Genomic DNA, 21,956 nt, shown 5'->3' with positions numbered 1-21,956 from the left:
CTGCGGTCTTGGACAAAAGTTTCCGTGCTCCGCGTGACGGTTCCGTCGGCCGGATTGACGTCGTATTGCATCTTCCGGGGCGGTTTTGATTAACAAATCCGAACCCTGGGCGTAGCGTGGTATCGAAGTCCTTATCCACGCGACGTAGAGAGGCCCTCCCATGAACCGATACGTGTCTGGCGCCCTTGCGCTAGCCTTGAGTGCCATGCTGGTGCCACTGGTCGAGGCCGACACCTCTGCTTCGTTGCGCGTGGCCCAGAATCTGCCGGGCAGCACCAACAACAATCCTTACAGCAGCCCGATCAACCGGGCCAACCCCAACAGCATGCAAGGCACCCGGCCCAGTGCCCCGGCCATTCGCGGGCCCAATACCGTGCCGGTCCCGCGCCCGCCGACACTGGACAACGGCGGCATCGGTAATCGCTATCCCGAGCGGAGCGCTCCCGCCCGCCCACCGACATTCATTCCCAATCCTGCGCCACGAGACGCCGGCACCGGCAATCGTTGAGTGGCCGGCATGACGCGTGGCCACTATTTTTTTCCGACCTCATGGTCATCAGAAAAGGAGTCTGCATGTTGCGCAAAAACCCATTGGCGATCCTCTGTGCCAGCGTATTGATCACCGCCACTGTCCCTGTGCTTGCCGCGGCCACCCAGACAATGAAAAGCGAAGAAGGCACACTCGAGGTGACCACCGTCGTGACGGGGTTGGAGCACCCCTGGTCGCTGGCATTCCTGCCGGATGGTAAAAGCATGCTGGTCACCGAGCGGCCCGGCAACCTGCGGCTGGTGACCGCCGACGGCAAGCTGTCGGCACCGCTCAATGGCGTGCCAACGGTCTGGGCCAAGGCCCAGGGCGGCTTGCTCGACGTGGCGCTGTCACCCGATTTCAAACAGGACCGGATGGTCTATCTGTCCTATGCCGAAGGGGGTGGTGAGGATAACAAGGCCGGTACTGCGGTGGGGCGCGGCCGGCTCTCCGACGATCTGACGGCGATCAAGGATTTCCAGGTAATCCTGCGCCAGGAACCCAAACTCTCGGAAGGCAACCATTTTGGTTCGCGGCTGGTGTTCGATCGCGACGGCTATCTGTTCGTGACGCTGGGGGAAAACAACGACCGCCCGACCGCCCAGGACCTCGACAAGCTGCAAGGCAAGGTGGTACGCATCTATCCGGATGGCACGGTACCCAAGGACAACCCTTTTGTCGGCCAGGCCAACGTGCGCCCGGAGATCTGGTCCTACGGGCAACGCAACCCGCAAGGCGCGGCGCTCAACCCGTGGAACGGCACGCTGTGGGAAAACGAACATGGCCCGCTGGGCGGCGATGAAATCAACATCATCGAGCGGGGCAGGAATTACGGCTGGCCGCTGGCGACCCATGGCATCAACTACTCCGGTAAACCGATTCCCGAAGCCAGGGGGGAAACCGTTGAAGGCACCGTTGCCCCGAACCATGTCTGGGTAAAGTCCCCGGGCCTGAGCGGCATGGCGTTCTACGATGCCGATCGGTTCAAGCCCTGGCAGCGCAACGTGTTCATCGGCGCGTTGGTCAGCCAGGAGCTGATCCGCCTCGAGTTCGATGGCGACAAGGTGGTGCACGAGGAGCGCTTGCTCGGGGCGTTGAGAAAGCGAATTCGCGATGTGCGGCAGGGGCCGGATGGGTATTTGTATGTGTTGACCGATGAAGAGGATGGTGCGTTGTACAAAGTCGGATTGAAGTGAAGCCCACACGCCGCCTTCGCGAGCAAGCCCGCTCCCACAGGGGAATGCATTTCAAGTGTGGGAGCGCGAAGGCGGTGTGAGAACCACCACAGAAATAGCGACTACTTCTGTCCATACACAATCACAGCCGCCCTCAATTTGTCCCGGCCAAAGCTGCACATCTTCTCGAACTTCCCATGGCTGACCGGCAGGTGCTGGCAGTCCATGGCCTGGCGATGCTGGCTGTGGTCCACATCGGGATCATGCAGATAGACAAATTCTTCATCGCAATCGGTCACTATCACCCAGTGCGGCGATTTGGAGCGGGTCAGGCGATAGCTGCTGATCAGCACCAACGGTTGCCCGCCATGCTCCAGCAGTTGCGCAAGATCCAGTGGCCCGCCGATCTCGCACACGACGTCACTGGCAAGCAGCTGCGCGGTGAACTCCTCGTGCACCAGGCGCATTACGTCTTTTTTATGCTCATCGCGCACCCCGTCAAGGAACAACGGCCCGGCCTTGCTCAGTTGCAGGCGCACCCGAAACTCGCGGCGCCAGGCCGCCAATGCCAGGCCTTGCGGGCTGCAACCCCCGTGGCCGGAGGTCATGAACACGGTGGTTGCCTCGCGCCAGATTTGCAGTTCTTCACGCCGCTCCAGCAAACGTCCCGGCTGCAACGCGCCCATGGCCATGAGCAGGCAGGCCGGACCGCAGGTGAAATCGGTGGTCTGTGGGTAGTAGGGCACTTGGATGTTGCGTGATTCGCGGTGCTGGAGGATGCGTTTTTCCAGGCGCAACGCATCGGCGTGGTCCTGATAGTAGTCGTGGATCAGGGCAAACCGCCGGTACCCGTTACGTTCATACAGGGCAATCGCCGCCGGATTGTCGAGACGCACCTCCAGACGCAAATAGGCGCAATCGTGTTCCAGGGCAATGGCCTCGGTGCGATCGAGCAGTTGCTTGCCCAGGCCATTGCCCCGCGCCTGAGCCGCGATGGCGATCGAATAGAGACGCGCCAGCGACGTACCTCGATGGAAAAGCACCAGGGCGTAACCCAGCAGATGCTCGCCGCGCTGGGCCACGAGCAGTTGCCCGTTGGCGCGGCTGATCATCCATTGAAAGCTGCGACTGTTGAGCCGGTCGGTGGTAAAGCATTGCTCTTCAAGTTGCAGCAGTGCGGGTAAGTCCTCTATTACCGCCAAACGAAAAACTGTATTCATAATGACCGCCGTAAAAGTTGCGTAACGAAACGGGACTTTCGAAAAAGTTCGTGCTTAATAGGAAAGGTCTTGTTCTCCAACGGATCAATCACTATGTCAGCGGTACAAGGTCATTGGCGCGAAGTATCCGAGCAAACTTTGCCGACAGCAATCACTTCGGCAACTTATTTAAATGACTCCAATAAAACTTCCAGCCAGTTGATTATCATCGTCGAACGCAAGGAAGACTGGGGCTCCTATTTTCCCAGCGAGGACATCGTCACGGCCCAGGAATATCTGGAGCAAACCCGCGACAATGGGCAGGGCAAGCGCGTGCAGGTCATCAACCTGTGCCGCAGCTACAAGTACCTGGGGCACGGTTATTACTGCTCGCTGCTGGCGGAAGCCCGTGGGCACAAGGTCATTCCGTCGGTGCGAACCATCAGCGAACTGACCCGCAAATCCCTTTATGGCCTGGCCCTTGACGACCTGGATAAAACCCTGGAAAAAGCCCTCAGTCATCATGCTTACAGTGACACTGAAGGGTTTACCCTGACGTTGTATTTTGGCAAGACCAATATCGAACCATTGCAGGATTTGGCCAGGCAATTATTTGAAGTGTTTGCCTGTCCGATCTTGTTAGTTGAATTTCGCCGAACTAACGGCTGGCATATCGAAGGCATCAAGTCGGGGGCGTTGCATAAGTTACGGGAGGATCAGGAAGATCAATTTGCCCACTCCCTCGACAGTTTCAGTCGCAAGATCTGGCGCCTGCCGCGCTCACGACGGCTGGCCCGTTACGACCTGGCCATCCTGCACGATCCTCAGGAAGCCCTGCCACCGTCGAATGCCAGGGCGCTGGACAACTTCGTTCGGGTCGGCAGGACCCTGGGCATCGACGTCGAACTGATCGAGCGCAAGGACTATGCACGGATAGCGGAATACGACGGCCTGCTGATCCGCGAGACCACTAGCGTCGACAACCATACCTATCGCTTCGCCAAGAAAGCCGAGAGCGAAGGGCTGGTGGTGATGGACGACCCGACGTCGATCCTGCGCTGCACCAACAAGGTGTATCTGACCGACCTGCTCAAGAGTCATCAACTGGGCATGCCCGCCACTGAAATCCTCTACAAGGAGCGACCGGAAGACTTTGAACGGGTGGGCGAACGACTGGGCTTTCCGCTGGTGTTGAAGATCCCCGATGGTTGTTTCTCCCGGGGCGTGATCAAGGTCGAGAGCCAGCAGGCGTTGCTCGAAGCCACCGCCGAACTATTCGAACACTCGGTGCTGTTGCTGACCCAGGAGTTCTTCTACACCGAGTACGACTGGCGCATTGGCGTGCTCAACCGCAAACCGATCTTTGCCTGCCAGTACTTCATGTCCAAGGGCCACTGGCAAATCTACAACCACAAGGCCAAGGGCCAGGACATCAACGGTGAATGCCGCACCCTGGCGGTTCACGAAGCGCCGCGGGCGGTGGTGGAACTGGCGGTGAAGACGGCCAACCTGATCGGCGACGGCCTCTACGGGGTCGACCTCAAACAGTCCGGCGACAAAGTGGTGGTGATCGAGGTCAACGACAACCCGAACCTGGACGCCGGCATCGAAGACGCCTACCTGCAGGACGATCTGTACTCACTGGTGCTGGAAGAGTTCGTTCGGCGTCTGGAGCTTAAACGTCGCGGCCAGGCCTGGTGAAGCAGCGATGATCAAGAGCTTTCAGTTGAGCGGTGGAACGCTGCAGGCCGTCGAGCGACTGGACGCCGAGGTGATGCTGTTCAGTCACCCCGATGCGGCCGAGCGCGACCTGCTGCACAGTCATTTCAAACTCGACGAACACGCCTTGGCCTCGGCGCTCGACCCTGACGAGGTGTCGCGCATCGAATTCCATCCCGACAACCTGTTCCTGATCTGGAAGCGTCCGGACAGTTACTCCGGCGCCGACAACCTTGGGTTCCAGGTGTCATCCTGTGGCCTGCTGTTTTCTCCTGGGCGCTTGCTGGTGATCGCCACCGATGACGCACCGCTCAACGGGCTCGGCAAGCGCCAGGCGCTCGACACGCCACTGGATGTCCTGCTCGATCTGCTGTTCAACAACATCCACCACTACCTGGGGCACTTGAAGGTGATCAAATTGATCGCCCGGGAGTTGCAGCAGAAATTCAATGCCTCGATGCAGAATCAGCATCTGATCCAGATGTTCAACCTCAGTGAAAGCCTGATCTATTACATCAATGCGATTCACAGCAATGGCGCCGTCCTGAACCGACTGCGAAATCATGCGCAAAAGCAGGGCTTCAACGCCGAGGCCATCAGCCTGATCGATGACCTGATCATCGAAAACAACCAGTGTTACAAGCAGGCGGAAATCTATTCAACGGTGTTCTCCGGCCTCATCGACGCCCGGGGCAACCTGATGAACAACAGCATGAACAACCTGCTGCGCAAGCTGACGTTGATCAACGTGGTGTTTTTGCCGTTGAACCTGATTGCGAGCATCGGCGGCATGTCCGAGTTCAGCATGATGACGGCGGGAACGCCGTGGTGGGTTTCGTACCCCTTGCTGCTGTCGACGATGATGATCGGGGCGGGGGCGATGGTGGTGGGGCTCAAGCGGTTGGCGAAGTGACCGCGATGCAGGTCAATCCCTGTGGGAGCGAGCCTGCTCGCGAAAGCAATTTCAGCTTCACCACAGGGGACCGGATCAGATTTGCCGAGTCGCGGCCGCCAATCTCTTACGATCCTGAACCCCGCGTACCACCAGATACAACAATGGCCCAACCGACACAAACACAGCGGTGATCAATAGATAAGGCACCACCGAAAGCGTCGACAGCCCGCGCTTTCGCGCATCCCGGTACATCCAGATACCCGCCAGCGTCGCCAGCAAGTACAGATCGATCACCACTTGTGCAGTATCGGGACGTGATATCAGGCTGATGCCGAAGTCGATCAGCGATTGCTCGGCCTGGAGCATCACCGAAAGGGTATAGCCGGCAAAGGCGATCAGGGCGATAAGGGGCAGGGCAATGGCATTCATGTGTTCCTTCCTTGGGCAATGACTGGAATCGGCAGCCTGGAGTGATCTGCACAAATTTGCAATTGACTTGCCATCAACGCCCGGCTAATTTCGAACCATGACTTCCACCGTATTGCGCTGCCAGCCAAGCATTATTACCGCCATTCCTCATTTGGCGGGCTAGCTCACGACTGCAGCACCCAACCCGCCCTCGAGGCGGGTTTTTACTTTCTGTCTCCCGGGCCCCTATCAATGTCAGGAGACGACCATGAGTTTTACAACCGACCAGCAAGCCCTGCTTGAACGCTACGTCAAAAAAATCCTTGCCGCGCCGGTGTATGAACTGGCGGTGCGCACGCCGTTGCAAGCGGCACCGGCCTTGTCCGAGGCACTGGGCAATCAGATCCTGCTCAAGCGCGAAGACCTGCAACCGACCTTTTCCTTCAAGATCCGCGGCGCCTACAACAAGCTGGTGCAACTGAGCGACACGCAAAAGGCTCGCGGCGTGGTCACGGCTTCTGCCGGTAATCATGCGCAGGGTGTGGCGCTGGCGGCGCGGGAGTTGGGTATCGGCGCCACCATCGTAATGCCTTGCACGACGCCGCAATTGAAGGTGATCGGGGTTCGTAGCCGGGGCGCCGATGCGATATTGCATGGCGAAAGTTTTCCGTTTGCGCAGGCCTTTGCACTGGAGTTGGCCGGGGAAAGCGGTCGCACCTTTGTTTCGCCCTTTGACGATCCGGATGTGATCGCGGGCCAAGGCACGGTGGCCATGGAAATCCTGCGTCAGCAGCAAGGTCCGCTGGATGCGATCTTCGTGCCGGTGGGTGGCGGGGGGCTGATCGCCGGCATCGCCGCCTACATCAAATACTTGCGGCCGCAGGTGCGCATCGTTGGTGTCGAGTCGGAGCATTCGGCGTGCCTGCAAGCCGCGTTGCTGGCCGGTGAGCGAGTCATCCTGCCCAATGTCGGCACCTTCGCCGACGGGGTGGCGGTGGCGCAGATCGGCGCTTACGGTTTTGAGGTCTGCCGGTTTTGCGTTGATGAGGTGGTGACGGTCAGCAATGACGAGCTTTGCGCCGCCATCAAGAATATCTACGACGATACCCGCTCGATCACCGAACCTTCCGGTGCGCTGGCCGTGGCCGGAATCAAGCAGTACGTGGCACGCAGCGGGGCCCGTGGACAGACCCTGGTCGCCATCGACTCTGGTGCCAACATCAATTTTGACAGCCTGGGGCATGTGGCCGAGCGCGCCGCGTTGAGCGGCGCGCCGGCATGACCCTGGTGCAGGCCGCCCGGGTTATTCCTGAATGGCTTTCTCGACCTTGTTCGACGCCGACCAGATTCGGTAGCGCACTTCGATGTCCTTGGGCACGTACAGCACGAGCGGCAGCTTGCTGTTGTAACGCAGCAGAAAGCCGTCACCGACCACCGGCACAAAATCCTGTTTGCTCGTGCCGTCCGGGCAGGCCATCAGCGTGCTCATCGGGCCAATGACTTTTTCCAGGCGATAGAAGGGGTAGCCCCAACCCTCGAGGTTTTTCTCTTCGAGAATGCCGCCCAGACGCGGGTGATTGCAGTCTACGGTCATGGTTTTACCGGCCAGGATCTCGACCTGGAAGTCGTCTTCCCGGGACTGTGGCGCGAGGTGAATCACTTGGCGGGTAAAACCGTTCCCGGCTTTCGGATAGGGCGCGGTGTCTTCGAGTTTGGCGGCGTGCGCCACGCCGACAAGCTCCAGTGCGAACAGCGCTGCGAAAGCGTTAACGGTCAAAGAATTCATGATGCCTCCTTGCTTGAAGTGAAGGGCGGCATTTTCACTGTCGTGTGCAGCGAATGCAAACCCGCGGCGCCCAACGTGCAAATTGCAGGGGCGCCAGGGGTGTACAATGCAAACCGCACGGCAGGTTTTACAGGTAACAGGCCTAAACCCTTGATTTGCCGATGAGCTGCGCAGCGAAATCCGGGGTATGTTTTATGCTGTAGCTGTCCTTGAAGCTTGCCGGGCTTTTATATGAGAGAGCATACGAGCGAGCGTTGATGTTTATTGGCAGTCTCACAAAGGAGAGGGTCGCCATGTTTCTTTCTGCCTTGGAACTTCGCAATATCATCGAAAGCAGCTTTTTACCCAAGCGTTGCGAGTGCACATTGTCACCGGATCTGTCGATGACCGTGAAGATCTATGCCGACGGCCAAACCGATCATCTCGATCTGATGGTCACCGGCATCGATGCCTCCGGACTCAATGGTTGTCGGGAAATAAACGAGTTGATTGCCCAGCTGCGTTCCAGACAGCATCACGTAGCAGTCGAGCCACACTCGATGCTGGGCAAAGCGCTTTAACCTGCAGTTTCGAGTTCCACCGACACACGCCGGGTCTGGAAGAACGCCAGGCCCAGCGCCAGTTCAAGCCCGACAGCCAGCAACATGCCTGGCCCGACATGGCCGGCGAGCCATTCGGCAAAACCCAGCACGGCCAATCCCCAGCAGCCGACGACGAAGCCGAGGCTCAGCGCATTGCGGGTTGCGCAAGGGGGGGCGTTGCGAACCAGGTAAGAGATCACGCTAAACGCTGCGAACAGCACGGCGGTGCGGCGCGCGACCAATCCCGCCACGAATGAAAATTCGATACCCCAGAGCGACAGTAGCCATTGCGGTGCCAAACCCCAGACCAGGCTCAGCAAAAGGCATAAGGCGGCGGTAAACATCGACAACGTGCGAAACGAAAACTGCATGGCCAATCCTTGCGGGCAGTGAGGGAGGCGCTAGAGCATAGCGCCACGGCCCTCAAAGGAATACCGCCAGGTGTCAAATCAGACGTTTCGGTCAGCCTTGGTTCTCGCAGGCGTCGGAAAGTTTGCGGTAGGTGATTTCTGCGGGTTTTCCCGTTTCATCGAGGTACTTCATGTCGGCCTTCACCACTTTGCACTCCAGGGTGTCCGGCTCGGTCAGTGAAATCACTTTGCTGACATGCAATGGCATGCCGTAGTGATAGGTCACGGCTTGAGAGGTCGTGGTGTCATTGGCCTGGGCCAGGCCGGCAAACGCGGTGCAGGCGAGGGCGGCGGTAACCAGCAAGGTGCGAGTGTTCATCAGCGATCTCCAGTGCGTACGGGAAGTCAGTTCGATGTGTGGCTTGTCGAACCTGCCGCACCGGGCGTCAGAACAGTCTGAGGGCGTGCGGTCCAGTGAAGTGTTGGACCGCACGGTTAAACGAGGGTTAACCCGGCTGAACGCCGCCTGTCGCGAAGGCGCGATCCTGCGTATCAGTTAAGACCATCGCGAGCAGGCTCGCATTGCCCAAGTGTCGACACAAATGTCATGAACAACCCGGAACCCTGTGGGAGCGAGCCTGCTCGCGAAGAGGCCCTCGAATTCAGCGCAAATCCAACTGCTCCCGATAAGGCAGATCCGGCCCGGTCTTGCTGCACGTCAATGCCGCCGCCTGCACCGCGAACTTCAGCATGCCGTCAATCTGCTCGCGGCCAAGTTGTTTCACACCCTCCACCGAATCCAGGCGATGCTCGGTCAACCAGGCAATCAACGCCGCCTGAAAGGTATCCCCTGCGCCCACGGTGTCGGCGATTTTTACCGCGCAAGCCAGAGCCGACCACGAGCCGTGAGCCCGGCTGAACACGGTCGCGCCTTCGCCGCCCCGGGTCAGGAACACCAGCTGGCAGCGATGCCGCATCCAGCCCTCGATCACTTGCGCCGGATCCTGGCCTGGGTACAACAGATGCAGGTCCTCGTCGCTGACCTTGATCAGGTCGGCCAATTCCACCAGGGTTGCGATCCGTTTACGCCACCGTTCAATGTCCGGTTCCGGGTTCAGGCGCACGTTCGGGTCGAGGCTGATCAGGCGTTTGCCGCTTTCCCGGCGCACCAATGCCAACAGGGTGTCGGCAATCGGCTGCACCACCAGGGAAAACGATCCGATATGCAGGCCGCGCACTTCAGGCCCGAGTGCCGGCAGGTGCTCCGGTTTCAACTGTCGATCGGCGCAGCCTTCGCCACGGAAGCTGTATTGCGGCGAGCCATTGGCGCCCACGGCGACCATCGCCAGGGTGGTCGGCGCGGCGAAATCCAGCAGGAAGTCCTGGCGTACACCTTCATCCTGCAGCACCTGCAACAGGCGCCGGCCCAGGTAGTCGGTGGACAACCCGGCCAACAGCGCCGAATCCACGCCCAACCGGCGCAATCCCACGGCCACGTTGAACGGCGAGCCACCGGCGATGGCTTTGAAATTCACTTTGGACGCCAGACCGCCGGCGTCGTCTTCACTGAAAAAATCGAACAGCGCTTCGCCACACACCAGGTACATAGTTGTTCACTCTTCAAAGGGTTGCGACATGCTGTCGATAGCGTTCATAAGCCTGCTGACTGGCTCGTACATTGTCGGCGACCGGGAGGGTTTCACCGGTCGGGTCGAGTTTCACGCAGCGCTCGCACAAGTCCGCCAGGCTGAGTTCGTTTCCGTTTGCCCGGGATACGCACCAGGCCGCCTGGATCGCCGCACCCACGGCCGCGGCCTCGCTTTGTTCAGTGCAGATCACGGGGGTATTCATGGTATCGGCGACGATCTGCCGCCACACCGCGCTTTTCGAACCACCACCGATCAGCCGAATGCTGCGGCTTTGTAAGCCATTGTGGCGTAGCAGGTCCAGTCCGTAGCGCAAACCGAACGTCGTGCCTTCGACGACCGCGCGGCACAGGTTGGCCCGGGTCAGGTTGCTCGTGGTCAGGCCCGACAGGCTGCCGCTGGCATGGGGCAGGGCGGGCACCCGCTCGCCGTTGAAGAACGGCAACATGCTCACGCCTTCGGCACCGATGGGCGCTTCGGCAACCAGTGCGTTGAACTGATCGATGTCGAGGTCCAGCAGGTCGCGAATCAGGCCGGTGGCATTGGTCAGGTTCATGGTGCAGATCAATGGAAGCCAGCCGCCACTGGAAGAACAGAAGGTGGCGACTGCGGAATCCGGGGCGATGTTCGGCTGATCGGCATAGGCGTACACCGTGCCTGACGAGCCGAGGCTCATGGTGATTGCACCGGGCTGGATATTGCCGGTGCCGATGGCCCCCATCATGTTGTCGCCGCCGCCACTGGACACCTGTGCCCGCGGATTGATGCCCAGGTGCTCGGCAATCCCCGGCAGAATCGTGCCGACCGCCTGGTGCGCGTCGATCAGCTCGGGTAGCGCGGCTTGCAGGCGTCCGCTGGGGTCTATGTCGCGCAACAACTGCACATCCCACTGCCGAGTACGCACATTGAAGTACCCGGTGCCCGAGGCATCACCGTATTCGCTGCAACTGCGGCCGGTGAGCCAATGGTTGAGGTAGTCGTGGGGCAGCAGGATACGGGCGATCCGGGAAAACACCTCGGGATGCTGCTCTTTGGTCCAGAGCAGTTTGGACAGGGTATAGCCCGGCGCGATGACCACGCCAAGGCGTTCCAGCGAAGCCTTTTCGCCGCCCAGGTGGGCCAGGAGACGGTCATTCTCCGGCGTGGTTTCGGTGTCGCACCAGAGCTTGGCCGGACGCAGCACCTGGCCCTGTTCGTCAAGCAGCACCAGGCCATGCTGCTGGCCGGACACGCCAATGCCGAGGATCGACTGGCCATCGACCCTGGCCGCGAGCAACGCGCGGCGGGTGGCCGTGGCGAAGGCTTCCAGCCACTGACGGGTATCCTGTTCGCGGCGGCCATTGGCCGCGCTGATCAGGCTATGGCTGGCCGCGCCCTGGCCGAGCACTTCACCACTGACTGCGTCGAGGATGATGGCCTTGGTGCCCTGGGTGCCGCAGTCGATGCCGAGGAAGAGTTGTTGGTTTGGCATGCAAGATCCTTCGATATCAGTAAACCCTCATCGCGAGCAGGCTCGCTCCCACAGGAGATCTTCAGTGGACACACATGTTGTGCTCGACGGATATCCAATGTGGGAGCGAGCCTGCTCGCGAAGACGGCAGTTGTCACGCCACCGTCCTTACGCCAACACCCGCTCCAGCGTCCGCGACACCCCCACCTCGCGCAAACTGTTGCAGCACCACTCGAACGCCGCGACAAACTCCGCCGAGCGGGGTATCGCCGTACCAAATATCTCCTCGACCGCCAGCAAGCGCTGGGTGATCAGCACGTCATCGGCCACCAGTGCCTGGCAGAACTCGGCACGAGGATCGGGAATGCTGTACGTGTCGCCATGTTCATCCACGCCCTTCAGGTACAAGGCCCACGCCGCCACCACCAACGCCGCGCGTTTGGTCTCGCGGCCATCAGCGATCAGGCGGTTGATGGTCGGCACGGTGAATTTCGGAAACTTCGAAGAGCCGTCCGAACACACCCGTTCAAGTTGGTCGGCAATGGCCTGATTGGAGAAGCGCGCCACCAGGGTGTTTTTGTACCCGGTCAGGTCGATTCCCGGCACCGAGGCCAGTTGCGGCGTCACGTCCAGGTCCATGTAGGCGCGCATATAGCGCACGAAGAGCGGGTCGTTCATGGTTTCGTGGACGAAACGGTAACCCTTCAGGAATCCCAGGTAGGTCAGCGCCAGATGGCTGCCGTTGAGCAGCTTGATCTTCATGTCTTCGTAGGGCGTGACGTCGTCGGTGAATTGCACGCCGACCTTTTCCCAGGCCGGGCGACCATTGACGAACTTGTCTTCCAGTACCCATTGCACAAAGGGTTCGCAGACCACCGGCCAGGCATCGTCCACCCCGTGCTGGTCCGCCAGTTGCAGACGGTGCGAGGTGCTGGTCATCGGCGTGATGCGGTCGACCATGGCGTTGGGGAAACTGACGTTGGCGTCGATCCAGTCGCGCAGTGGGCTGTCGTGCAAGGCGGCGAAGGCCAGCAGGGCCTTGCGGGTGACGGCGCCATTGTGCGGCAGGTTATCGCAGGACATCAGGGTGAAGGCCGCTGTACCGGCGGCGCGGCGTCTGGCCAGTGCGGCACAGAGCAAGCCGAACACGGTCGTTGGCGTGTCGGGGTGCGCGAGGTCATGCTGGATCTGCGGCAAGTGCGCCATGAACTCACCGGTGCTGTCGTCAATGCAGTAACCGCCTTCGGTGATGGTCAGCGAGACGATGCGGATCTCGGGGCTGGCCAGTTTATCGATCAACGCCCGGGTGTCGTCTTCGGCCAGCAGCATGTCGCGGATGGCCCCGATCACCCGCACTTCGGTGTCGTCGCCGTCGCCGAGCTCGAACAGGGTGAACAGGTAGTCCTGGTCCTTGAGATCGTCACGGGCGCGACGGTCCTCGGCACGCAGGCCGACGCCACAAATGGCCCAGTCCAGGCCTTCTCCGGTGTTCATCAGCGCATCGGTGTAAAACGCCTGATGGGCGCGATGGAAACCGCCGACGCCGATGTGCGCAATGCCTTGACGGGTATCGCCCAGCGCGTAGGCGGGCAGGGCCACTCCGGGTGCGAGGCGGTTGAGGTTCTGTTTATTGAGTTTCATCACAGTCTCTCTGGGATCAGGCAGCAACGCGCAACGGGCGGGTCAACGCCATGCCGTCGGCATCGAATAAATGGCAGTGTTGCGCGTCCAGGTGCAGGCTCAGGGTTTCGCCGTAGCGGCTGGCCAGGTCGCCGAGAACGCGCATGGTCAGGGCTTCGCCGGAGGAAGTCCGAACGTGGCAGAACGTATCGCTGCCCAGGCGTTCGCTGACATCGGCGGTGACCTGCAAGGCGCAGTCGCCCGGTTTGGCCAGTTCCAGATGCTCCGGTCGAATGCCCAGGGTCACTGCGCTGCCGACACTCAGACGGGATCCGCTCAAGGGCAGGCTGATGCGGGTTCCGGCGTCCAGTTGCACTTCGCAGCCCTGGCTGTCGACGCGGGTGACCTTGCCCTTGAGGAAGCCCATTTTCGGCGTGCCCAGGAAACCGGCGACGAACAGGTTGGCGGGCTGGTGATAGAGATCCAGCGGCGTGCCGACTTGCTCGATCTTGCCGCCATTGAGTACGACGACTTTGTCGGCCATGGTCATGGCTTCGACCTGATCGTGGGTGACGTAGATCATCGTCGCTTGCAGGTCTTTGTGCAGGCGCAGCAATTCCAGGCGCATCTGCACGCGCAGGGCGGCGTCGAGGTTGGACAGCGGTTCGTCGAACAGGAAGATTTTCGGATTGCGCACGATCGCCCGGCCAATCGCCACGCGCTGGCGCTGGCCGCCGGACAGCTGCTTGGGCTTGCGCTCCAGCATCGGCCCCAGTTCGAGGATGCGCGCCGCTTCGCTGACCTTTTTCTCCACTTCGGCTTTCGCTACGCCCGCCAGGTCAAGGGCGAACGACATGTTCTTGCGCACGCTCATGTGCGGGTACAGGGCGTAGGTCTGGAACACCATCGCCAGGTCGCGCTTGGCCGGGCTCACTTCGGTGATGTCGCGGCCATCGAGTTCGATGGTGCCGCCGCTGACTTCTTCGAGCCCGGCGATCAGGCGCAGCAGCGTGGATTTGCCGCAGCCCGACGGGCCGACGAAGACCACGAATTCCTTGTCGTTCACTTCGAGGTCGATGCCCTTGATGATGGAAAAACCTTCGAAGCCTTTTTGCAGATTCTTGATTTTCAGGTTGGCCATGGTGGTGGGCCTCCGTTTGTATATATTCAGGCTTTTTGTAGGAGCGAGCCTGCTCGCGATGAGCGTTCAGGCGACGCGCTCTTCCAGTCAGCCAACGTTATCGTTCACGTCCATCGCGAGCAGGCTCGCTCCTACAGGTTTCGCATTGAGTCAGGAATCCGGGGGCTTCATTTCACGGCGCCGAACGACAGGCCGCGAACCAACTGTTTCTGGCTGATCCAACCGAAGATCAGGATCGGCGCACAGGCCAGGGTCGAGACGGCCGACAACTTGGCCCAGAACAGCCCTTCGGGGCTTGAGTAGGAGGCAATCAACGCGGTCAGTGGCGCGGCTTTCGAGGAAGTCAGGTTCAGCGACCAGAAGGCCTCGTTCCAGCACAGGATCAGCGACAGCAGCACCGTAGACGCCAGGCCACCCTTGGAGATCGGCAGCAATACCCGGAGCATCTCCTGGAGCAGCGTTGCGCCGTCCAGCCGCGCGGCTTCGAGGATGTCCCTGGGGATGTCCTTGAAATAGGTGTAAATCATCCAGACCACGATCGGCAGGTTGATCAGCGTGTAGATGACGATCAGCGCGATCCGTGTGTCGAGCAGGCCGAAACTCTTGGCCAGCAGGTAGATCGGCATCAGCACGCCCACCGGCGGCAGCATCTTGGTCGAGAGCATCCACAGCAGCGTGCCTTTGGTGCGACGGGTTTCGTAGAACGCCATCGAGTAGGCCGCCGGCACCGCGATCAGCAGGCACAGGGCCGTGGCGCTGAAGGAAATCACCACCGAGTTCCAGGCGAAGCTGAAGTAGTCGCTGCGCTCGTTGATGTGCAGGTAGTTCTCCAGCGTCGGCGTGAAGATGAACTGTGGCGGCGTGGCGAAGGCCTCGATTTCGGTCTTGAAGCTGGTCAGTACCATCCAGAAGATCGGGAAGAAGATCAGGATCGCGATGGCCCAGGCCAGCGTACCGAGCAACAGGCTTTGCAAACGACGGGATTGTTGAAGAGTCATGGCAGGCCTCAGGCTTTGTCGGTCAGGTTTTTGCCGATCATCCGCACCAGAATGATCGCCGCGATGTTGGCAATGACCACCGCGATCAAGCCGCCCGCCGAGGCCATGCCGACATCGAACTGCACCAGCGCCTGGTTGTAGATCAGGTAGGCGAGGTTGGTCGAGGCGTAGCCGGGGCCGCCGTTGGTGGTGGTGAAGATTTCGGCGAACACCGAGAGCAGGAAGATGGTTTCGATCATCACCACCACCGCAATCGGTCTTGCCAGGTGCGGCAGGGTCAGGTGCCAGAAGATCGCGATGGGGCCGGCACCGTCCAGGCGTGCGGCTTCTTTCTGTTCCTGGTCGAGGGACTGCATGGCGGTCATCAGGATCAGGATGGCGAACGGCAGCCATTGCCACGAGACAATGATGATGATCGACAGCAGCGGGTAGTGCGCCAGCCAGTCCACCGGTTGTGCGCCGAACAGTTTCCAGACGTAGGCGAGAATCCCCGACACCGGGTGGAAGATCAGGTTCTTCCAGATCAGCGCGCCGACCGTGGGCATGATGAAAAAAGGCGAGATCAGCATGACCCGCACGATGCCGCGACCGAAAAACTCACTGGCCTCCAGCAGTGCACTGATCAGCACACCGAACACCACGCTGATCAACAGCACGCTGCCCACCAGCAACAGGGTGTTGGTGGCGCCGGGCAGGAAGCCTGAATCGGTGAGGAAGTAGGTGAAGTTCTCCAGCCCGACGAACGCGTTCTCGCCGGGGTCGAGCAGGTTGTAGCGAATCGTCGAGAAGTAGAGGGTCATGCCCAGCGGTACGATCATCCACAACAGCAGCAGTGCCACCGAAGGGCTGACCAGAAACCAGCCGGGATTGGCCCCGCGGCTTTTGCGCAGGGGTAGGGCAATGTCCAGGTGAGCTTTGGCAGTTGATGTATTCATGGCGTTAAACCGATTGGGGACAGGCAATGAAGATCACCTGTGGGAGCGAGCCTGCTCGCGAATGCGATGTTTGAGTCACGAAAATGCGTTGGCTGTACCGGCCTCTTCGCGAGCAGGCTCGCTCCCACAGAAGGCGAGAGCGGGCTTTGGGTTACTTGGGATACCCGGCGCGCTTCATTTCGCGCTCGGTGGTTTGCTGGGCCGCCGCCAATGCCTGGTCGACCGTGGTCTGGCCGATCAGCGCCGCCGAGAAGGATTTGCCGACCTGGGTACCAATGCCCTGGAACTCGGGAATGGTCACCAACTGGATGCCGATAAAAGGCACCGGTTTCAGCGTCGGCTTGCCCGGGTCAGCGGCCTTGAGCGATTCGAGCGTAACCCTGGCGAACGGCGCGGCACTCATGTATGCCTCGCTGTAGGTTGAGGCCCGGGTGCCCGGCGGCACGTTGGCGATGCCGTCTTTTTCCGCGACCAGTGCGCTGTATTCCCGGGAGGTGGCCCAGGCGCTGAAGGTTTTCGCCGCGTCCTTGGCCTTGGAACTGGTCGGAATGGCCAGCGCCCAGGAATACAACCAGGCCGAGCCCTTGTCAGTGACCTGATGCGGCGCATAGGTGAAACCGACGTGATCGGCGACCTTGCTCTGGGTCTTGTCGGTCACGAACGAGCCGGCGACGCTGGCATCGACCCAGATCGCGCATTTGCCGCTGTTGAACAGCGCCAGGTTTTCGTTGAAACCGTTGCTCGATGCACCCGGCGGACCGGATTTCTTCATGGTATCGACGTAGAAGTTCAGCGCATTCTTCCACTCTGGCCCGTTGAATTCCGGCTGCCACTGTTCGTCGAACCAGCGCGCGCCATAGGCGTTGGCGACGGTGGTGATCAGCGCCATGTTCTCGCCCCAGCCGGCCTTGCCGCGCAGGCAGATGCCGTACTGTTCCTGGTCCGGTTTGCTGAGTTTGGCGGCGAACTCACCGATCTGCTCCCAGGTCGGGCGCTCGGGCATGCTCAGGCCGGCGTCCTTGAACAGGTCGGTGCGGTAATAGGTGATCGAGCTTTCGGCGTAGAACGGCAGGGCGTACAGCGAGCCTTTGACCGACAGGCCTTCGCGCACCGACGGGAACACGTCGTCCAGGGCATAGCTGGCCGGTAAATCCTTCATCGGCTCCAGCCAGCCCTTGGCGCCCCAGAGTGCCGCTTCGTACATGCCGATGGTCAGCACGTCGAATTGCCCGCCCTGGGTGGCGATGTCGGTGGTCAGGCGCTGGCGCAGGACGTTTTCTTCGAGCACCACCCAATTGAGCTTGATGTCCGGGTGCTCGGCCTCGAAGGTTTTCGAGAGCTTTTGCATGCGGATCATGTCGCTGTTGTTGACGGTGGCAATGGTCAGGGTCTGGGCGCCAAGGCTGACGCTGCTGAGGGTCATGCAGGTGAGGGCAAGCAGGGCTTTTACCGAAGGTTGCATCGTGCACTCCTTTTCTGCACCCGGCGGGTTACAGAAGGACAGTTATTGTTTTTGTGTCTTCCGAAGGCAGGAAGAATGTGCACTGATTACAACCTTCATTGGAGGGCGAGACAAATCATCCATCGCACTTCAACTGATACTTTTTTGCACTGGAATTTTTGGCTGTAGACGCAGGGAAGGGCTTCTCAGCAATGGGGCGGCATTGAATCTGTACAGGTTTCAATGCTTGGTGCTGTACCTGTGGGAGCGGGCTTGCCCGCGATGGCGGTGTATCAGTCACCCACAATGCTGGATGGGAGACCGCTATCGCGGGCAAGCCAACTCCCACAGGGAATTGAGGTGTCAGCTCAGATTCTGCTCGGTCAACCGCTGCACCACCAATCGCCGGTAATGCGAAGGCGTCATACCCTTGAGCTGCTGGAAGCGCCGGTTGAAGTTGGAAATGTTGTTGAAGCCGGATTCGAAGCACACGTCCGTGACCGGTTTGTCGCCATCGGCCAGCAACTCGCAGGACTTGCTGATGCGCAGGCGATTGACGAATTCGATGAAATTGCGCCCGGTGGCCTGCTTGAATACGCGGCTGAAATACGTGGGCTTCATGCCCAGATGTTCGGCGACTTCCTCCAGCGTCAAGTCCCGGGCGTAATGGGCGAAGATGTAATCCACTGCGCGGTTGGTGCGATCGATGTTGTTCTCGTCGGCCAGTTGCGGCGTCGTGGCGCCGGAGAGCAATTGGTAGTCGTCGGTGGCGGCGAGCAATTCGAGCAGGATAAAGAAGTGCCCGAGCCGGGTAATGCCGCTGGTATCGGCAATGCGCTGCATCAACTGCATGGCCTGGGCGATGGTGTGCTTGCTGCGAAACTCGATGCCGTACTGCGCGCGTTCCAGCAAGGGTGCCAGGGTCTTGAGCTCGGCGAACACTTGATAGCCGCTGTCGAACAACTCGTCGGTGAAGTTGACCAGCATGTCGCGCTTGGGCACCACTTCGTCCTCGGCTACCTGGCTGATCCAGTTGTGGGGCAGGTTGGGGCCAGTCAGGAACAGGGATTGCGGATAGAAGTTACCGATGTAATCGCCAATGAACACCTTGCCGGAACTGGCGACGATCAGGTGCAACTCGTATTCCTTGTGAAAATGCCAGCGCACCAGCGGGCAGGGAAAACCATGCTGGCGGTAGATGATGGACAAGCCATTGTGGTCGTCCATCAACTCATAGGAAGGATCCGTGACTCTGGCGGTGCGGGTCATGTCCAGTGTGGTCTTGTTGTTTTCAGGCGCCAATCATGCACCCCCGCCCACGACAGTTCCAGTTCCCCGGCCTTACTTCTTGCTCTGGCCTCTGGAAAGGTTGATTTCCCGGCAATAGCTGACCAGTCGTGTCGCTCCAATAAAGTCGGCACTGATGATGCTGCACTTCTGCGCCCATCCAGTGTCCGGAGCAAACCACTCGTTCAATTCCCGGGTGATTCGTGTTACACCGGCCAGTTCTCCATAACTGGTGGCGGATAACGACCAGAGCGTGTTTTCCTCGGGCGGGTTATTCAGTGTTCTTTCAATATGCTGCCTTAACTCTTCGGGGGAAGTAATGTCGTTGCCACTCCATTCAACCGGGATTTTTGGCCAATACAGGGGAGAGTTGAAGTCCGGATGCCAATCGGCGGCAACTACGATTCTTTGCAGGGGATTTATTTTCTTTAGTGCGCCCAGTGTCAAATAACGGTTTTCTCGCGGAATCAATCGCGTGCCCAGTTCACTCATGATGGCCTCATGAAAGCCTGTGTAGTCGAAACTTTTTTCATCAAGGCCTTTGAGTTCGCGCATATCCAGCACGACGAACTCATCCGGGTTTTCACTGAGGAAAAAGTCCAGGCTCTTGAACAACTCACTCAACGACCGCCCCCTGAGCAGCTTGAAACCGTGAAACGTATGGAACTTCTTGACTCCCAGCCAGTGCTCGTCTGAATGAAATCGCAAGTCGAGTGCCCGGACACCCTCGTTGAGCTGCTGGATAAAGGGTCCATCCTGGCAGACGAACCAGTGACTGGCGGGTTGAACGTGGATCGGGTAAGAGAAGTCATAATCCACTCCCGAATTATGGGCGCCGGGCCAGACCAGTTCCAGGAGGGTTAACTTGTCAATTGAAGATGTCGTCGACATCCAGTTTTTGTAGGGGTAAGAATTTGTCATAGTGCAGTCCGTTGCTATGTAAGAATAAAGAAACGCCCGACTATCAGGTTTGATGTCGGGCGATTTATTCTTGGTCGCAAGTCAGGCACTGCACAAGTTGTTAGTGTTTCGGGATATTGTTATTGCTGGCTGTTTTTCGCCTCTATCCATTGCGCCATGTATTGAGTGCTCTTGTGCTGATGATGACGCAGCATGCTGCCGGTAAAGTTGTCTCGCCTGATGTTGGCCAGATCCCGTTGGCAATCGACCAGCCGCTGGATCAAGGCCGGGCCATGAACGGATTTGCGGTAGCGACTGGCAAGCAGGGTTTGCCCGTGCGCCTGGGCATCGAGCCAGCGCGTCTTGTCGTTGTGCAGTTCCACCGCCTGATCGGCGAACTCGTGTGCGGAACGGGTCACTGCACCGGGCCACGCTTGTTCGCCATGCATCGCTTCTGCACCGACGGGCGTTGTCACATTCGGTGTGCCGCAGAGCATCGCATCGACAATCTTGCCTTTGATTCCAGCGCCAAAACGCAGAGGCGCCATACAGACCCGTGTCGACGACATGACTTGCAGGGCGTCCTGCGCCCAGTTCATTACATGAAAACCCTGGGCCGGGTTATGCAGGGCGGTCGCCTTGGGGGGTGTATAGGCGCCGTAGATATGCAATTGGGCACCGGGCAATTGCTCGCGAATCAGCGGCCAGATCGCGGTTTTCAACCAGAGCACCGCATCCCAGTTGGGCGCATGGCGAAAATTGCCGATATGAAGAAAGTGTGCCCGGTCTTCGAACGCTACCGGCGCACGGGTCGGCAGGTCGACCATCAATGGGCACCAGTGCAACAGGCTGCGCGGAATTCTGAACTGCTCGACCAGCAATTCGATTTCCACTTCGGAAACCATCAGCGTCAAATCACAACGATAAAACGAGGCGATCTCGCGCTTCGCCAGATCGGTATTGGCCATGTGTTCAAACTCTTCACGCGATGCCGGGGCGAACAGGCCGCTGAAGTCATTGTTGTCTTCACTGGCCTTCAAGCGCTCCTTGAGGCGTTGATGCCGAGCCTGCCTGAGGCTTTGCAAGTCGCAACTTTCCAGCACGCGCAAGGCATCGGGGCAATACTTCTCGACCCGCCAACCGAACTGTTCTTCCATCATGAATTGATCGAACAACACGATGTCCGGCGCCAGTTCACTGATGAACGTGTCGAAACTGCTGTTGTTCAGCTCGATGGGTACTTCACGAATACCCAGCGCCGTCAGGTCTGCGCGCTGTTCGCCGAAACCGGCCGGGCTGCTGAAGGTGATATCCCAGCCTTGCTGCAGGAAAACCTCGAGAATCTGCATGACATGCCCGCTGGCCGCGGAAGAGCGGGGCTCGGGCCAGACGTAACCAATGACCAGGACTTTGGTTGCGCGGGGCTCAATCATGTAGGGAATTTCCTTGAAACGAAGACAGGGCAGGGACGAAAAAGGCGCGCATTAAACCACAGTGGGTCGCCAGGTCACTCGAGAATGCCTTTGACCTTGTCGCGCAACTGATCAATGGAGAAGGGTTTTCCGATCACGTGCATGTCGGCGGGCACGTCGATGCTTTCGGCATAACCGCTGGCAAACAGGATGGGCAGGGCAGGACGCAAGACACGTGCTTCTTTGGCCAGTTCGCGGCCATCCATGATCGGCAGGCCGACATCCGTCATCATCAGGTCAATGTGTTGGTTCGAGTCCTTGAGCGTCTCCAGTGCCTGTTCGCTGCCTTCGGCTTCCAGCACCTTGAACTCCAGCTCCTCCAGTACGTCGACAATCAGCATGCGCACGATGGCATCGTCTTCGACGACGAGGATGGTGTGGGGGTTGGCGGATGACATAGTGGACTTCCTGAAAAGATTGGCAT

Annotated in this window: 22 protein-coding genes; 6 read left to right on the top strand and 16 right to left on the bottom strand. The window is 59.6% G+C overall.

The window, feature by feature from the left end:
• Positions 1–160: 160 nt before the first annotated feature.
• Positions 161–508 (top strand): hypothetical protein, encoded by a 348-nt coding sequence (locus CD175_RS00475; protein ID WP_104447219.1) that lies wholly within the window; start codon positions 161–163, stop codon positions 506–508.
• Positions 509–573: 65 nt separating this feature from the next.
• Positions 574–1,725 (top strand): PQQ-dependent sugar dehydrogenase, encoded by a 1,152-nt coding sequence (locus CD175_RS00470; protein ID WP_104447218.1) that lies wholly within the window; start codon positions 574–576, stop codon positions 1,723–1,725.
• A gap of 101 nt (positions 1,726–1,826) precedes the next feature.
• Here the strand turns inward: CD175_RS00470 and CD175_RS00465 are convergent, their stop codons facing one another.
• A complete protein-coding gene (locus tag CD175_RS00465) occupies positions 1,827–2,924 on the bottom strand; it encodes a GNAT family N-acetyltransferase/peptidase C39 family protein (RefSeq protein ID WP_104447217.1) in 1,098 nt (365 codons plus the stop codon).
• A gap of 93 nt (positions 2,925–3,017) precedes the next feature.
• Here CD175_RS00465 and CD175_RS00460 point away from each other — a divergent pair, with 93 nt between their 5' ends.
• A complete protein-coding gene (locus tag CD175_RS00460; protein ID WP_104447216.1) occupies positions 3,018–4,604 on the top strand; it encodes a RimK family ATP-grasp domain-containing protein in 1,587 nt (528 codons plus the stop codon).
• A 7-nt stretch (positions 4,605–4,611) separates the two neighbouring features.
• A complete protein-coding gene (locus CD175_RS00455; protein WP_104447215.1) occupies positions 4,612–5,535 on the top strand; it encodes a magnesium transporter CorA family protein in 924 nt (307 codons plus the stop codon).
• A gap of 75 nt (positions 5,536–5,610) precedes the next feature.
• On the opposite strand, the gene CD175_RS00450 is transcribed toward CD175_RS00455, so the two are convergent.
• A complete protein-coding gene (locus CD175_RS00450; RefSeq protein WP_104447214.1) occupies positions 5,611–5,946 on the bottom strand; it encodes a DUF2834 domain-containing protein in 336 nt (111 codons plus the stop codon).
• 247 nt (positions 5,947–6,193) lie between these two features.
• Here CD175_RS00450 and ilvA point away from each other — a divergent pair, with 247 nt between their 5' ends.
• Complete coding sequence (ilvA, locus tag CD175_RS00445; protein WP_104447213.1) at positions 6,194–7,207, top strand: threonine ammonia-lyase, biosynthetic; 1,014 nt, start codon at positions 6,194–6,196, stop codon at positions 7,205–7,207.
• Between the two features lie 21 nt (positions 7,208–7,228).
• On the opposite strand, the gene eco is transcribed toward ilvA, so the two are convergent.
• Positions 7,229–7,711, bottom strand: coding sequence for a serine protease inhibitor ecotin (gene eco, locus CD175_RS00440; protein WP_104447212.1), 483 nt, complete (start codon positions 7,709–7,711; stop codon positions 7,229–7,231).
• Positions 7,712–8,004: 293 nt separating this feature from the next.
• Here eco and CD175_RS00435 point away from each other — a divergent pair, with 293 nt between their 5' ends.
• Positions 8,005–8,271: a DUF1652 domain-containing protein gene (locus CD175_RS00435; protein ID WP_104447211.1), complete on the top strand. Its 267-nt coding sequence runs from the start codon at positions 8,005–8,007 to the stop codon at positions 8,269–8,271.
• On the opposite strand, the gene CD175_RS00430 is transcribed toward CD175_RS00435, so the two are convergent.
• The 13 genes from CD175_RS00430 to CD175_RS00370 form a co-directional block, all read right to left on the bottom strand.
• Complete coding sequence (locus CD175_RS00430; protein WP_095966704.1) at positions 8,268–8,663, bottom strand: hypothetical protein; 396 nt, start codon at positions 8,661–8,663, stop codon at positions 8,268–8,270. The two genes, CD175_RS00435 and CD175_RS00430, sit on opposite strands and share 4 nt — an antisense overlap.
• Before the next feature lie 91 nt (positions 8,664–8,754).
• Positions 8,755–9,021: a DUF2790 domain-containing protein gene (locus CD175_RS00425; protein WP_104447210.1), complete on the bottom strand. Its 267-nt coding sequence runs from the start codon at positions 9,019–9,021 to the stop codon at positions 8,755–8,757.
• Positions 9,022–9,304: 283 nt separating this feature from the next.
• Positions 9,305–10,249, bottom strand: coding sequence for a carbohydrate kinase family protein (locus CD175_RS00420; protein WP_104447209.1), 945 nt, complete (start codon positions 10,247–10,249; stop codon positions 9,305–9,307).
• Positions 10,250–10,262: 13 nt separating this feature from the next.
• Complete coding sequence (gene xylB / locus CD175_RS00415; RefSeq protein ID WP_104447208.1) at positions 10,263–11,759, bottom strand: xylulokinase; 1,497 nt, start codon at positions 11,757–11,759, stop codon at positions 10,263–10,265.
• A gap of 147 nt (positions 11,760–11,906) precedes the next feature.
• On the bottom strand, positions 11,907–13,379 hold the full coding sequence (locus tag CD175_RS00410; RefSeq protein WP_104447207.1) for a mannitol dehydrogenase family protein: 1,473 nt from the start codon (positions 13,377–13,379) through the stop codon (positions 11,907–11,909).
• Positions 13,380–13,395: 16 nt separating this feature from the next.
• Entirely contained in the window at positions 13,396–14,499 is a 1,104-nt protein-coding gene (locus CD175_RS00405) for an ABC transporter ATP-binding protein (RefSeq protein ID WP_104447206.1), read from the bottom strand.
• Positions 14,500–14,666: 167 nt separating this feature from the next.
• Positions 14,667–15,497, bottom strand: a complete 831-nt coding sequence (locus CD175_RS00400) for a carbohydrate ABC transporter permease (protein WP_104447205.1) — start codon at positions 15,495–15,497, stop codon at positions 14,667–14,669.
• 8 nt (positions 15,498–15,505) lie between these two features.
• Positions 15,506–16,432 (bottom strand): carbohydrate ABC transporter permease, encoded by a 927-nt coding sequence (locus CD175_RS00395; protein WP_104447204.1) that lies wholly within the window; start codon positions 16,430–16,432, stop codon positions 15,506–15,508.
• Positions 16,433–16,583: 151 nt separating this feature from the next.
• Entirely contained in the window at positions 16,584–17,894 is a 1,311-nt protein-coding gene (locus CD175_RS00390; protein ID WP_104447203.1) for an ABC transporter substrate-binding protein, read from the bottom strand.
• 342 nt (positions 17,895–18,236) lie between these two features.
• Positions 18,237–19,142: an AraC family transcriptional regulator gene (locus CD175_RS00385; RefSeq protein ID WP_104448052.1), complete on the bottom strand. Its 906-nt coding sequence runs from the start codon at positions 19,140–19,142 to the stop codon at positions 18,237–18,239.
• Between the two features lie 72 nt (positions 19,143–19,214).
• Positions 19,215–20,081: a phosphatidylinositol-specific phospholipase C domain-containing protein gene (locus CD175_RS00380; protein WP_104447202.1), complete on the bottom strand. Its 867-nt coding sequence runs from the start codon at positions 20,079–20,081 to the stop codon at positions 19,215–19,217.
• 119 nt (positions 20,082–20,200) lie between these two features.
• On the bottom strand, positions 20,201–21,493 hold the full coding sequence (locus tag CD175_RS00375) for a glycosyltransferase (protein WP_104447201.1): 1,293 nt from the start codon (positions 21,491–21,493) through the stop codon (positions 20,201–20,203).
• A gap of 74 nt (positions 21,494–21,567) precedes the next feature.
• A complete protein-coding gene (locus CD175_RS00370; RefSeq protein ID WP_104447200.1) occupies positions 21,568–21,930 on the bottom strand; it encodes a response regulator in 363 nt (120 codons plus the stop codon).
• Positions 21,931–21,956: the final 26 nt, after the last annotated feature.

It is taken from the genome of Pseudomonas laurylsulfatiphila (genome assembly GCF_002934665.1).
Taxonomy (GTDB): domain Bacteria; phylum Pseudomonadota; class Gammaproteobacteria; order Pseudomonadales; family Pseudomonadaceae; genus Aquipseudomonas; species Aquipseudomonas laurylsulfatiphila.
Note: the sequence above shows the minus strand (reverse complement) of the source record. Positions and strands in the feature narration are given on the sequence as shown.